At 65.3% G+C, this 11942-nt stretch carries 15 protein-coding genes and 1 tRNA gene; 2 read left to right on the top strand and 14 right to left on the bottom strand.

All coding sequences use genetic code 11. The annotated features are described in order from the left end of the window. Nucleotides 1-100: 100 nt before the first annotated feature. The 7 genes from OCL97_RS04350 to OCL97_RS04320 form a co-directional block, all read right to left on the bottom strand. On the bottom strand, nt 101-634 hold the full coding sequence (locus OCL97_RS04350; protein WP_377367942.1) for a hypothetical protein: 534 nt from the start codon (nt 632-634) through the stop codon (nt 101-103). Then, on the bottom strand, nt 631-978 hold the full coding sequence (locus OCL97_RS04345) for a hypothetical protein (protein ID WP_377367940.1): 348 nt from the start codon (nt 976-978) through the stop codon (nt 631-633). The genes OCL97_RS04350 and OCL97_RS04345 overlap by 4 nt, the downstream gene beginning before the upstream one ends. Before the next feature lie 287 nt (nt 979-1265). Further along, the gene (locus OCL97_RS04340; protein ID WP_377367938.1) at nt 1266-2417 is read right to left on the bottom strand and encodes a hypothetical protein; all 1152 of its coding nucleotides are present in this window, start codon (nt 2415-2417) and stop codon (nt 1266-1268) included. Nucleotides 2418-2496: 79 nt separating this feature from the next. Then, nucleotides 2497-2670, bottom strand: a complete 174-nt coding sequence (locus tag OCL97_RS04335) for a hypothetical protein (protein WP_377367936.1) — start codon at nt 2668-2670, stop codon at nt 2497-2499. A gap of 44 nt (nt 2671-2714) precedes the next feature. After that, the gene (locus tag OCL97_RS04330; protein ID WP_377367934.1) at nt 2715-4235 is read right to left on the bottom strand and encodes a zeta toxin family protein; all 1521 of its coding nucleotides are present in this window, start codon (nt 4233-4235) and stop codon (nt 2715-2717) included. A gap of 182 nt (nt 4236-4417) precedes the next feature. Continuing rightward, nucleotides 4418-4927 carry a hypothetical protein gene (locus tag OCL97_RS04325; RefSeq protein WP_377367932.1) on the bottom strand — a complete coding sequence of 170 codons (510 nt, stop codon included), beginning with the start codon at nt 4925-4927 and terminating at the stop codon, nt 4418-4420. A 126-nt stretch (nt 4928-5053) separates the two neighbouring features. Then, a complete protein-coding gene (locus OCL97_RS04320) occupies nt 5054-5869 on the bottom strand; it encodes a tyrosine-type recombinase/integrase (protein ID WP_377367930.1) in 816 nt (271 codons plus the stop codon). A 76-nt stretch (nt 5870-5945) separates the two neighbouring features. Here OCL97_RS04320 and OCL97_RS04315 point away from each other — a divergent pair, with 76 nt between their 5' ends. Continuing rightward, nucleotides 5946-6110: a ribbon-helix-helix domain-containing protein gene (locus tag OCL97_RS04315; protein ID WP_377367928.1), complete on the top strand. Its 165-nt coding sequence runs from the start codon at nt 5946-5948 to the stop codon at nt 6108-6110. Between the two features lie 78 nt (nt 6111-6188). Here OCL97_RS04315 and OCL97_RS04310 read toward each other — a convergent pair whose 3' ends face one another. Both OCL97_RS04310 and OCL97_RS04305 read right to left on the bottom strand, forming a co-directional pair. After that, nucleotides 6189-6359 carry a hypothetical protein gene (locus OCL97_RS04310; RefSeq protein ID WP_377367926.1) on the bottom strand — a complete coding sequence of 57 codons (171 nt, stop codon included), beginning with the start codon at nt 6357-6359 and terminating at the stop codon, nt 6189-6191. Further along, nucleotides 6356-6928: a hypothetical protein gene (locus tag OCL97_RS04305; protein ID WP_377367924.1), complete on the bottom strand. Its 573-nt coding sequence runs from the start codon at nt 6926-6928 to the stop codon at nt 6356-6358. The genes OCL97_RS04310 and OCL97_RS04305 overlap by 4 nt, the downstream gene beginning before the upstream one ends. A 114-nt stretch (nt 6929-7042) precedes the next feature. Here OCL97_RS04305 and OCL97_RS04300 point away from each other — a divergent pair, with 114 nt between their 5' ends. Next, entirely contained in the window at nt 7043-7231 is a 189-nt protein-coding gene (locus OCL97_RS04300; RefSeq protein ID WP_377367922.1) for a hypothetical protein, read from the top strand. A 35-nt stretch (nt 7232-7266) separates the two neighbouring features. On the opposite strand, the gene OCL97_RS04295 is transcribed toward OCL97_RS04300, so the two are convergent. From OCL97_RS04295 to OCL97_RS04275, 5 genes are all read right to left on the bottom strand, one after another. Further along, a complete protein-coding gene (locus OCL97_RS04295; protein ID WP_377367920.1) occupies nt 7267-7665 on the bottom strand; it encodes a transglutaminase-like cysteine peptidase in 399 nt (132 codons plus the stop codon). A 9-nt stretch (nt 7666-7674) separates the two neighbouring features. Continuing rightward, a complete protein-coding gene (locus OCL97_RS04290) occupies nt 7675-7959 on the bottom strand; it encodes a hypothetical protein (protein ID WP_377367918.1) in 285 nt (94 codons plus the stop codon). 2 nt (nt 7960-7961) lie between these two features. Then, nucleotides 7962-9716, bottom strand: coding sequence for a phage portal protein (locus OCL97_RS04285; protein WP_377367916.1), 1755 nt, complete (start codon nt 9714-9716; stop codon nt 7962-7964). Between the two features lie 1502 nt (nt 9717-11218). Next, nucleotides 11219-11295: transfer RNA gene (locus OCL97_RS04280), tRNA-Met, on the bottom strand. Nucleotides 11296-11526: 231 nt separating this feature from the next. Beyond that, nucleotides 11527-11784: a hypothetical protein gene (locus tag OCL97_RS04275; RefSeq protein WP_377367914.1), complete on the bottom strand. Its 258-nt coding sequence runs from the start codon at nt 11782-11784 to the stop codon at nt 11527-11529. Between the last annotated feature and the right edge of the window lie 158 nt (nt 11785-11942).

Here is an 11942-nt window from a genome sequence, read left to right as displayed (position 1 = left end):
CCGCTTGTAGAGCCACCAGATCGCGCCGATGGCGGCCCCGACGCCCAGCCAGAACCCAGTGGCGAGAACCGCGCCGATCAGGATCCAGAACGCGGCCACGCTAGGCCGCCGGCTTGCCCACGAGCAACAGAACAACCGCGCGCGCCGCCTTGATCATCGCGGGCGCCCGCTTCGTCGCCAACACCTTGGAAACGAACTCCTCGACCGGCATTTCCGTGATCGGGCCAAGGAAGCGAGGATCGTCGTAGCAGGCCAGGAACGCGTCGCGCGCCGAGTCCAGGCAGTCGAACCCGACCATGCACTTGTCCTCGTCGTATTCCTTCCAGTCGCCGTAGGTACGCTGGTGGACCACGAACACCTTCGTCGCATGCTCAAGATAGGGACCGAGGTAGGTGTCGACCTGATCACCGTCGACACCCATGGAATTCCGGACATAGCCGTAAGCGAACGGCAGCAGGGTGGCCCACTGGGTTCCGTCACGTGCCGTGCCGCGCCGGTAGGTTCCCGCCTCGTTCTCGATCGACAGCGTGAGGCCGCGCCAGGTGACCTGTCGCTTGCGATAGTTGCCGGCTTCCTTTTGCGCCTGGGTGGGCTCGCCGGGTCCGGGGAACAGCAGAAATGGGATCTTCTTCATGGCTGACCCCCACTATTCAGGAAATCATGGAAGAACTCGCCTCGAGCCCAATGCTTTCGGAAGCGGCCCATCATCTCCGCCTCGTATGCTCCCGCATCGGGAACCTTAGCTAACACCACAACTTCGGCAAATCCGGTGTAATGTCTCATTCGGTTCAGACGATCTCGAAGCGACATCTTGACCAAACTGCCGAACTTCAGAAGTCCACTGCCGCAGCGAATGATGTAGAAATAACCAGGACGACCGGATGTCTGGCCGGTAGTTGCCTTCATCAAGATATAGTCGAGACTTTCAGCGCGCCCGCGCATTCCAGCGGCGACCAAGGAGCGCGTCTCGTCGGACATAGGCTTTCCGAAGCGAGGGTGGGCAGATCCTCGGTAACTGGCGAGCTTTTGGCGTGTGGAGCTGGAAACGAGCTTTCCTGAATGCTTTATGCTTCGGCCCTCGTTTCCACAGCACGCAAGCCTTTGTCCGCGAAAGATATTGCCAGGCTGAACCTCGCCCGATCGACCATGCCTCTCGCAATACGCGACAACCTTAGCGTACTGATTCACGTAGGAGCTGCGAAGCTCCAACCCAGCAAGAGCAAAGCGACGCTCAGCCTCAATCTGAGTAATCCTCACGCCAGCGGTCATTGGTGGACGCCTCGCGATTTCAAGCCCTCAAGCCATGCCGCGAATTCCGGGTCAGGCGAGGATCCGCCGACACTGACCCACCGGCCACGGCAATTCGGATGCTGCGCTCCAGCCGCAGGCCACCACAGCTCTTTCATTTCCCGTTCGACGAGCGTGCCGGCGACTCGCTTCCGGGGCGACGCTGACCGCCCAATATTATTCTTCCCAACCCAGACGGAAGCTTCGCCGTCCTTGTCTGGCTTGGCCGGATCAACGACCGTGAACACCCGGCCGTCGATGCTCCGGCAGAACGCGCAGGCTCCGCGATACTTCTCCACCCGCCTCAGCTTGGCGCCGGCCGGCGTGGCCGCGACCATGCCCTGGTTCACGTTCTCTGTGGCTTCGGTGACGGCGATGCGCCTCCAATCCAGGTTCAGCGTGCCGAACGTGTCCAGGAGCTTCGATTGCAGCGACTCGGCCGCTGCGGCCCGGTCCCCGAGCGCGATCGCCTCTTGATGGTCGACCACGAGCCGGCGCATGCGGTGGCGCAGGGAGTCGGTCAGTGCCGCCACGCTCTCACAGCAGCGCGCCCGGCCGAAGTTGATCGCGGCGAGCTGTACCGGTGACAGGGTGACGCCATCGCCCAGCGCCGGCAGGGTCGCCAGGATGGTGTCGGCCATCTCATCCGACGCATCGCCCATCGCGGCCTGGACGCGGCCCATCATGTTCGAGCGCGTGGCCAGCCATTCCGCTTCGGCCCGAAGATCGCCCGGCGGGAGGTAGCGCTGGACCAGGTAGTCGACCAGCAGCTCCCAATCCGAGATCTGCCAGGCCGAGGCCGGGATCGCGCGGAGATAGGCGCGGGTGAGCACGATCTCTGCCTCGGACCACCTCACCATGGCCCCGGCCGGTCGCGCGGGCCGCTCAAGGCTAGGCTGATGTCCGTCGCCGGCAAGCCAGGACCGCAACTCGGCCTCGAGGCCGGCGTGGCGCTGGAGGCCGCGCTCGGTGAAGAGCTCCACGATGCGGCGAACGAAGGGGTTCGGGTGCGGCGCCCAGATGTCGCCGTCCGGCGGATCCTCGCCGATCGCCTTGGCCATGAATTCCAGGGTCGCGTCGGTGTGCGCGTCGCACAGACAACCGACATCGATCAGGAGAGGCGTGCCCATTTCCAGACGGTAGGGTCACGACACATGAAAAACCCCGCCGGTGAGGGCGGGGCTTCTGTCGACGGTTCGAGTGGTTCTGCTAGGCGGCGGGTCGGGCGCCGTCTTTGGCCGCCTTGCGCTTCGCGATCGCTTCTTTGACGTGATCCGGTTGGGTCGCGTCCAGGTAGCTCTCGCTCAAGTGCCGATCGGTCGGAACGTCGGCAAAGTCGAAGGAGTCGGGATTGGCCTGCAGTTTCTTCTCGAATTCGGTCATGTCTGACCTCCGTATTCCTGAGATGATGCGGTGCACCATCTCTGTCAAGTCTTATGTTCGGAAATGAGGATCGGCTCCTCACCCTCAGCCACGTTGTTGTCGCGGAAGGACCACGCGTCGGCGTGGGCGCGCACCTCATCGAAGCTCGCCTCGTTGGTCGTATTTGCCAGGACCACCTCCACCGGGACATAGCGCTGCGTCTTGCCCAGGAACCGCGACACCGCGCGCTTGGCCGCCTCTTGACGCGGCAGGTGCATGTAGTGGGCCTCGACCCGATACCCCTCGCCCTTGAAGGCTTTCACCTTCTCCACGGCGCCCTTCGACGACTTCAGCGTCCCGTCCAGCACGACGTTCAGGCCAAGGAGCCGCGCAGTCGAGATCAAAGTGTTTGCGATGTCGCTCGACTCCTCGTGCACCTGGTGGGCGTTCCAGCCCTCGTACTCAGGGAGCATGCCCTTGATCTCGTCGGAGTCGATCACGACGGACTTGGCTGGGTCGTAGACCTTGTTCTTGAACCACGACTTCCCGGATCCGCCGCGGCCGCCCAGAATCGTGAAGGTGGGAGGACCGTCCGCCGGCGTCGCCGCAGCGATTCGCTCCGGCGAGAGCAGCTTGGCGTAGATCTCGCGGTGTTTCGCCTGGCGCGCCGGCAGGTAGGCGTCGCCGGTCTTGTGCTCCGCGATCGTTTCTTCGATCGTGGCGAGCCGCTCCTGGACCGCCGCCATCCGCTCCTTCGTGTCCGCCGGGAAGCCTTTGAGGATGCTTTCCGCCGACACGTCGGGGTCATCGTGCTCAGAGGCGAACGCCGCGGCCTTGAACTTGTCCGGGGGCACAGTCTCTCGATCGCCGCGCACGTCGGGCTCGACCGCCGGCTTCTCCGTCCCGTCTTTCGACGTGTGGCCGCGGATCTCGTTCCAGTGGACCTGATGCGCCCGGCCGGAGCTGTCGACAACGTGGGCGCCATCCTTGCCGGGCGCCCCGGTGATCGTCCCCTCCCCCTCGAAATCGCCAGCTTTGAAGTTGACCTTGTCGCCCTCGCCGAGGTTGTGAGTGCCGTAGCCGGCCGCCGCGCCTGCGGGCGCATGGACCGCGGCCTTGGGCCGAACCTTGGGGGCGTCCTTGTTCGCCCGGACCCAGCGCTTGGTCCGCTTCCCGGTCTTGTCAGTCGTGTCGCGCAGGGTCAGGCCGGGTGAGCCCTTCAGCGCCTTGAACATGTCCTCGCGCCGGCCGAAGAGCAGGATGGTGGGGCGCAGCGACTTGTGCATTTCCCCGGTGGCGTCGATCGCGCCCATGGGATCCTGGACGAAGCGGCGTCGGCCCGTGGAATCCTCCACCAGCAGGCCGTCCTCGCCTTGGTCGACAACCTTCACATCCGGCCGGACCCGCACCTTGTGGCCGAGGAAGTTCTCCCACTTCACCTTGTGGCGCGCGCCGTCGGCTTCGATCGTGCAGCCGTGGGAGCCACGCGCCAGGACGCGGCCGACCTTGGGTCCGGACGTGTGGCGGAAGTACACCTCGTCATGGCGCTCGACGTCGGGCGGCTCAGCGCGCCCCTTGCCGCTCAATGGGGCCTTGGGGTCCTTGACCACGACCTAAACCGGCGCGGCGTTGAGCGTGATCGCCGTAGTGGCGCCGTCGAGAAGCGGGGCGGACATGGAGACCTCGTGGGCTTGACTGGTGAACCTCCCCATCTTGGCGTCACGATCAGCGCGCGCGGGCAGCAAACAACTCCGCCTCTAGACTTGCGTCAGATCAACGACCAGCCAGCCAGCGCCGCCCCATAGGCTGCGCCGCGGATCAATTCGACATTGGCGTTATAGTCGCCGTTGTCGGGCCTGCCGGTGGCGATCAGGTCATCAACCTCGCGGGCGTAGGCCACGGCTAGGACGGTAGCGGCCAGGGCGTAGGCCAGGCACGCGAACGTCAGAAGCCGCCAGTCGCCGCCTCGGACCTGATTTACCCACAGAGCCGCCGGGACCAGGGCCGGGAGGGCGTGGCGAGCGAAGGCGGCGGGGATTTGCGCGCCGCGAGGGGTGATCGTCCCGCCGATGCTCCAGGGGAGGGAGCGATAGGCTCCCCAGGCGAGACCCATGGCGGCCAGTGGCCAGCCGCCAACGAGGTAACCCAGGGCGATACATGCCGCAGCCGCCCATGCCAGGGATCGTCCCGGCAGCTTGGCGTCGAGCGCGGGCCAGCCGCCGCCGGTGAAGCGATCGGCCAGGGCGTAGGCGGGGATGAGCAGGAGCGTCGGTATCATGTCAAAGCTCTTTGGCCAGCGGGAGATAATTGGCGAAGCGGCCTCCACCTACGGGCGGGGAATGAACCTCCCCCACTCTGCCGTCACGATCCCAGAACGCGGCTCCGCTATCGCCACGCCGCCAAGCTAGAACTGGTCGCTATGATGGATGGCGTTGAAGCGGTCCCGGACCACACGGCCGGCATCGACGGTGGAGACGTAGGTCTCCAGGAAGATCGTCGAGGACTTCCAGCCCCCGGCGTCCATGGCCACGCGCACGCCGACGCCGGCGTTCAGGGCGTTGGTCGCGAAAGCATGGCGGCCAACCGTGTGGCTGGATTTGTAGGGCAGGCCGGCTCGATCGCAGACGGCGAAGATCCGTTCGTTCACCGAGAACCGCGAGGTGTAGCGGAACACCCGCTCGCCGGGCGCCAAGCCCAGGTCCCGGATACGCTCTACCAAGTGGTCCGGCATATAGCGCAGGCTGTTGAGGCTGGTCTTGGTCTTAACCAGCAACGCGGTCCGTTCCCGAAGATCCACATGCTCGCCCAACAGATTGATCGCTTCGGAGACGCGGGCGCCGCAGAGATTCATCAGCAAGACGCAGGCGGCCAAGTGGGGCAGGTTATCGGCGTCGCAGCGATCGATGAAGGTCTCTAGCCAGCGGCGGCTGGCGGGGACGGTCACGCGCGTCTTGGGCGCCAGGAACAGACGAATCCGGGCAGGCATCCTCCAGCCCATCTCGTGGGCGTGGTAGAGGACTGCCCGCGCCGGCGTGATGGCGTGTCGGTTGCGGGTCGCCGGTGACGCGTTGGGGAAGAGCTCGACAGCCGCTGTCCGGACCGCCACTGGCGTGACCGTGGTCACGTCATCAGGGCCGAAGCGCTCGATCAGGCGCGGAAGATATCGGGTCTCGCCGCCATGGGCGACGTAGCTGTCAGCCGCATCATTGAAGGTGTGCATTACCGTTAACCAAGATATAAACCGTTCGGTTTACATCAATACGGCTGAAGCGATCCGCAGACTGGGAGATACAATTATGGGGCGACCCAAACTCAACGTGAAGCAGATATCCGTCCAGATGACCGCGGAGCTATACGATCGGCTGACCGCGTTGGTGGGGACCCACCATCGGTCAGCCTTCATCCGCGAGGCCATCGAGAAGGCCCTGGCCGAGGCGGAAAAGACCCCGCCGGCGGCCTAGGCCCTGACCATATTCCCGACACCGGGAATATGGTCTCCACCCCCACAATCTGATCAGGGGGCAGATTGGGCCGTTTACTTAGGCGCCGAACCAGAAGCGCTGAGCCGTCGTGATGACGCGAGCCGCCCGGCGCTCAGCCGCCGCGATCTCCGCCAGCGCGGCGTCAGACACGCGATAGCTGAAACCCAGGGCGCGGAGGTTGATGACGCGCGGCGGCTTGGTCGGGGGTCCGATCCGAAGCTCTCTCATCTCGAGTCCTCAGCCGAGGGCGACGCTGGCGCTTCGATCCACACCGCTTCGCAGTAGTCGGCCCCTGGCCCATCCGATGGACAACCGACTCCAGCGTCGTCGCAATGCACACCTTCGCGGCCCTCACGGTCGAGGACGTCGCTCATTCGATTGCGATCCATCGTCTGGCGCATGAGGCTCGGGTGCTCCCCAAAGCGACGCTCGCGGACATAGGAATGCAAGTTGGGATAGCGCTCGCGCCGGCCCGGATGGTGCCAGAAGTCCACAGGCACATCGCGCCGAAGGTTTGACCAGTCGTCGTCTCGCCAGATGTCGTAGTAATCTTCCTGGTCGCCCGCCCACGACCTCATCGTTCGGATGACGACCGGATATCCCCTCCCATCCCACGGCTTCACTTCGTGCACGACCAACGGCCCGATGGGCGCGCCGGGGCGGTCCCACTGGTGGAAGAACAAGCTCTCAACGATATCACCCGCCTCGACGTACGGCGCTCGGGGAGGGAGCGCAAACGCCGGGGTTGCGGCGGCCAAGCCGATGGCTTGAAGGAACAGACGACGTGAAAGCTTCATCGGAAATCTTTCTGTTCAGCCCAGCCGGAAAGGCCCCAACTATACCGCCGATACTCGGCGCCGTCTATTTACGCCTGGCCGCTACAATCCCGCCCTCGACCAGGAGGGAACGGCATGGGCAGAACGCGCATGGACTACAAGCGCACGCACTTCAGCATTGAGCGCAACGCCTTGGCCCGCCTGGATAAGCTGGTGGGCGAGAAGGGCCGCGCGGCCTTCGTCCGGATGGCCCTGGACCAAGCCCTCGACACCGCCGAGGCGGCCCAACGGATGGTCACCAAGGCGGCGTCCAAGACGGATTAACGGCCCAATCCTTCTGATCAGGGGTGATGGGGGGGTCAGCGAGCCGTCCAGCCGCTGTAGTAGGTCACGTCTTTTCGCGGGATCGCCCACGGGGTCAGGTTGTCGAGGATGACGCCCTTGGCCTCTAGGACCATGTGGCGGGCGCCCCGCGAGGTGGTGACGGCCCAGAGGTGGAGATCAGCGGGTGAGACACCGGCCTCGATCAGCAGGCGGCGCTTGAGGAGAGCGTAGTCCTCGCAGTCGAACACACCATCGGTATCGCCACCAACCTCTAGCGGCTGGGTCCGGCGATCCACGACGTTGGCGCTGCGGTTGACGGAGGTCAGCAAGTCCGCTGACCAGGAGCGCACCGCCAGAGCGAGGCCCGTCCAGACGCCCCCGCAGAACATTAGGGCCAGAACCCAGATGATCCGCTTATCCAGGGGTCTGGACATTGACAACCCCTACTCGGTAAGCGGCAGGAACAGCGTGTCGCTGTCCATGACGTGGATCATGGCGATGCGGTGCAGGCGCTGCTCGGCCAGGTCGATCGCCGCGCTCAGGCTCGCCCCGCTCAGGATGATTCCGACATTCGTGCCCGGCGCGGCCGAGACAACGCAGATGTTACCTGCCGCATCAAAGCTCGCAGTGATGCCGGCGGCGCTCATCAGCTCGATCAGCGCGGCGCCGGTTTCCGCGCGACCCTTTTGCGGGAAGCCGCCACCCTTCAGGAAATCAAGCAGCGACATGGTCAAACCTCGATCGAGTAAATTGGTTGGGGGCTGAGGCCGAAGTCGGCGTGCGTGAAGGCTTTCGTCATCGCTGAGCCAGGCGCGCCGAAGTCTGGCGCACCATCGTCGACCGCGTCGCCGGCGGCTTGCTCCGGCGGGCCGCCGGCGCCCGGAGGTTGATCACCATCGGCGTCGGCCGCGTCCGGATCGCCGAAGTCTTCCTCCGGCTCCGGCGGCAGGCCCACGCCACTCTCCTGTTGCCAGGCCGGCAGGAGCACGGGGTTCAGCGGGGCGTCGCCCAGCTTGTCCTTGATCGCGTCCATGCCCAGCGAGGCGCGGCCCTCATTGAGGGTCGAGACCAGCTTCCGCATCTCGAAGCGGTTCTTGGCGTCCTCTACGTCCAGGCCGACGAACTTGAAATTGTACTCGGGCGAGAACGTCTGGATGACGAAGTCGGAGAAGACACCCTCGTAGTAGCCGAGGAGCGGCCGCAGCCCCTTGTCGTTGGCCGAGACCAGCTTCTCCTCGGTGTCGCTCCCGCTCAGACCCTTGCCCGTGGTGGCGAAGGACTCCATCGAGATCTCTTCGGGCGCGACGCCGTAGATCGCGCACGAGATCGACGTCAGGAACGAGATCCATTTCCCGAACGCCATCTCCGTCATCTGGCCACCGATCTCGGTGAAGTTGGCGGCCGACTCCTGGTCCTTCGAGACCATGACGGGCAGGTTGTGGGCGTTCGAGACGCCGCGCTGCATGGCGTTCCACTGGCGCTTGAACGCCGAGATGTCCTCCGTGGAGAAGGATCCGAAGACGTTCAGGATGCCGCGCGGGATCGAGTTTTTGTCGAAGAAGCCCGCGTTGTAGCTCATGGTGTTCAGGAGGTAGGTGACGACGCGGATCAGCATCTCCGTCTCGGAGTAGCCGTAGCCCGAGGCGTTGACGTCGGTCCGCGGGTTCCGCACCTCGTAGACCAGGTCGTCATAGGTGTAGGCCGTGCGGATCTGGCCCTGGATCACCTGCAGGGCGAAGACCTCGTCATCACCCTCGTAGCCCTGTTCCGTGCACAGCCGGATCGAGGCGCCGTCCAGGGCGTAGAAGCCGTCCAGGCCCAGCGCGCGATCGCGCTTGAACTCGGTCTCGATCGGCGCGGCGTCCATGGTGAGCGTGTCGCGAACCGACTTCGCCATGAACTGGCTGAAGCTGTCGCGCTTCATGCGCTTGCGCTTGCGCGGATCCCGCTCGTCGCCGCAGTTGATCATGAACTGCTGCAGGCGCTGGACCACGCCGTTCTGCTTGTCGGTCAGCTCGACGTTGGGGTCGACGTGCTGGATCACGAAGCCGGCGCCGTTGGATCCCGACTGCGGCCGGCAGAACGAATTGACCTGACGGATGCGCGTGAGCACGATCCCGTTGAGGATCGGGGTCTGGTCGACCATGGAGCGCATGGCGTCGAAGCCCAGGACGCCGGGCCGGTCCCAGTACGCGCCTTGGGTCTGGATCTGGAAATCGTCCAGGAAGACCGATTGGCCGCCCTGGATCGTCGACTTGGCCTTCCACGGCCCCTTGATCAGTTGGCCGCGGGCCGCCTTCGCCAGCTCTTGCTCAGCGAAGAGGCCTTGAATGTGCTCGATCACCGGCTGGATCTCAGCCGTCGGCAGGAGGTGGGAGGCCAGGCCGGCCGTCCCATGGGACTTCGCGAATTCAACTTGCGCGTCGTGGCGCTCCGCCGTTGATGCGGCGGTGTCCTGAGCGATCGCGGCGAGACTGTCGGCCATCCGCCGACTATGGCGTCACGACAACGGGGAGCGGCGAACCGGGGCGGTGGAGAGCCGTCTAGACGACTGGACCACCACCCCGACCGTAACACGGCGCTCTAACCTGCTGAGCTACGGGGGCATGAGCCCCCGGCCGGATTTGAACCGACGACCTCCGTTTGCGTGCCTGCTCTACCTGCTGAGCTATGGCGGCGTGAACCGCCAGCCGGACTCGAACCGGCGACCTTGCACTGCTCGTGCGCCCCGAGGGGCGAAACTGTTGCCGGGGGATTTCACCCCGGCGCGGCATTCGCCTCTGACGCCAGAAAGGGCCGGCGCCCTGCCCGTCACCGAACCGCCTCGGGACTGGCCTACTAGGGGAAGTCCGACATTGCCTCGTGCGGCGCCGCCATCAACCCTCCCCGTTCGCGCGGGATTCTGTCGCGGGTGGCGTTGCAGGCCTTGCGGCGCGCCTTTAATCCCTACGCCAGTCGGAACCAGCTACGGGAGCCCGGCCCCGCGTTCTTCCGACCCTTGGCGCCTCAACGGGGATGCTCGCCGGGAAGTCCGCCTGGCGTGCACCGGTGCGATCCGGCCTACCTTCCAGCCCGCAGCGGCGCGGGTTGCGGGTCTCACACCCCGCGTGGGCCAGAAGCTTGCCTTTACCGCCATGCTCGCCAGTCTTTCGGCCCGCTGGCCCCGAGGGGATAGCCACCTATTCAAGCGTGGTCCGCATCTCAAGGGCTGTAATCGCGAGCCGGCGTCGACTTTCCGGCGTCTGATGCAGTTCCCCCGGCTACCTTACTTCGCCGGACCCTTCCCCTTGCGGGGCGAATTTCTGCGGGTTGTGAGGTACTAGCCTCCCGCCTTGCTTGATTACTGCCTCACTCAGCCGAGCCGCCTAGCGCAATAGTGTCAGCGGTCCGAAGTCCCATCATCGGCGTCGCAGTAGGGGTTTCCCCCAGCCCGGCCGCCGAAGCTGCGCGTCCTGATCTGTCGGGCCGGCTTTGCACCGTCCCTTGGGGCTCTTACGGCGCCCTGCCGTGTCGCCAGTGTTCGCACTGTTGCTTGAAGCCTGCGACTGAGCCGCAGACCCCTCATGCCGGTGAGGGCGACCTCACACCTCTGCCTCGTTGGCCCGAAGGCCGGAACTGTTGACCGCCAGTTTCTAGCGGTCGCGGCCTCTCGGCTCCCCCCCCTTGAGAGTGCTATCGCCTGGGGATCGGCGAGAAGTGGTCTCTCTCCACTTGGCGGACAGCCCGAAGGCCGAATGGTTGCCCTGCCGTCAAGCTTTGATCGGGATGCGATGGGGGACCTTGCGGCCGCAACACCTCTACCGCGGGGCCGGGCCAGCCCCTCCCACTCGTTGCCGTCCGAGACGCTATCTCGGCATTCAGGTCATCCAATTGGCATGACCATGAGGCTCCCCAGCTAGGCCGAGGCGGCGAATGTCGCCCCGCTTCGCGCTTCCCGGCGCGGGGCATTCCGGGTGACGGGGTGAAGACGGCCCCGAAGCGCGAAACTGGTTGCGGGGAAGGGATTCGAACCCTTGACCTCGACGTTATGAGCGTCGCGAGCTACCGGGCTGCTCCACCCCACGGCCACAAGCTAGACGGCTGAATCGGCCGAAAATACCCCTTGTCCCGCCTTTACCCGCAACGTCCCGGATGTTCCCGGAGCGTCACGGGGGCGGTAGGCGCGGAGCACGTCGGCCCGCCGGTCAGCCAGCGGCTTGTCCGCTTCTACCCGCCGGCGGCCCTCCTCGGACAGCGCGAGACCTTCGACCGCGCAGATTGCGGCCCAGGCCTCGCAGCCGAGCGGTTCGCCTGCCTTAGGCGACCGGCGTGAAGTCGACATAAAAGGTGTCGCCCGGCGTGAACTCGCCGATCAGCGCCGGGTTGGCGACGACGATCTCGAAAACCGCCGAGGGCGAGAACTTGGCGAAGGTGTTGTTCTCGTCGGACCCGTCCGCGGGGTACGAGCTGGCGGCTACGCCATGGAACGAGAGCCGCTCCTGCGCAACACCGCCCGCGCCATCGGGGAGCGGTATCACGGAGCCGAGGCGAAGCTTGGCGCGCATATTGGTCATGAGGCGTAGTCCTATGTTGGGGGGTTGGCTGGCGTTCCACCATCCACGGCCGGTTATGTCCGATGCTCACACCCCTGACTTTGGCCCAGGGGCGGCCTCCCATTTTCGCGGTAGGGTTTCCGTGCCGCTCTGCTTCGGCTTGGCTCACCACTGAGCAG

Origin of the sequence: Phenylobacterium ferrooxidans, assembly GCF_042714595.1 — a bacterium.
Lineage (GTDB): Bacteria > Pseudomonadota > Alphaproteobacteria > Caulobacterales > Caulobacteraceae > Phenylobacterium > Phenylobacterium ferrooxidans.
The sequence above is the reverse complement of the archived record's forward strand: the minus strand, read 5'-3'. Positions and strand labels throughout refer to the sequence as shown.

Bases quoted from the DNA above. Each gene is read 5' to 3' on its own strand.
- OCL97_RS04350 (WP_377367942.1), bottom strand. From the start codon at position 634: ATGAAGAAGATCCCATTTCTGCTGTTCCCCGGACCCGGCGAGCCCACC.
- OCL97_RS04345 (WP_377367940.1), bottom strand. From the start codon at position 978: ATGTCCGACGAGACGCGCTCCTTGGTCGCCGCTGGAATGCGCGGGCGC.
- OCL97_RS04340 (WP_377367938.1), bottom strand. From the start codon at position 2,417: ATGGGCACGCCTCTCCTGATCGATGTCGGTTGTCTGTGCGACGCGCAC.
- OCL97_RS04335 (WP_377367936.1), bottom strand. From the start codon at position 2,670: ATGACCGAATTCGAGAAGAAACTGCAGGCCAATCCCGACTCCTTCGAC.
- OCL97_RS04325 (WP_377367932.1), bottom strand. From the start codon at position 4,927: ATGATACCGACGCTCCTGCTCATCCCCGCCTACGCCCTGGCCGATCGC.
- OCL97_RS04320 (WP_377367930.1), bottom strand. From the start codon at position 5,869: ATGCACACCTTCAATGATGCGGCTGACAGCTACGTCGCCCATGGCGGC.
- OCL97_RS04315 (WP_377367928.1), top strand. From the start codon at position 5,946: ATGGGGCGACCCAAACTCAACGTGAAGCAGATATCCGTCCAGATGACC.
- OCL97_RS04310 (WP_377367926.1), bottom strand. From the start codon at position 6,359: ATGAGAGAGCTTCGGATCGGACCCCCGACCAAGCCGCCGCGCGTCATC.
- OCL97_RS04305 (WP_377367924.1), bottom strand. From the start codon at position 6,928: ATGAAGCTTTCACGTCGTCTGTTCCTTCAAGCCATCGGCTTGGCCGCC.
- OCL97_RS04300 (WP_377367922.1), top strand. From the start codon at position 7,043: ATGGGCAGAACGCGCATGGACTACAAGCGCACGCACTTCAGCATTGAG.
- OCL97_RS04295 (WP_377367920.1), bottom strand. From the start codon at position 7,665: ATGTCCAGACCCCTGGATAAGCGGATCATCTGGGTTCTGGCCCTAATG.
- OCL97_RS04290 (WP_377367918.1), bottom strand. From the start codon at position 7,959: ATGTCGCTGCTTGATTTCCTGAAGGGTGGCGGCTTCCCGCAAAAGGGT.
- OCL97_RS04285 (WP_377367916.1), bottom strand. From the start codon at position 9,716: ATGGCCGACAGTCTCGCCGCGATCGCTCAGGACACCGCCGCATCAACG.
- OCL97_RS04275 (WP_377367914.1), bottom strand. From the start codon at position 11,784: ATGACCAATATGCGCGCCAAGCTTCGCCTCGGCTCCGTGATACCGCTC.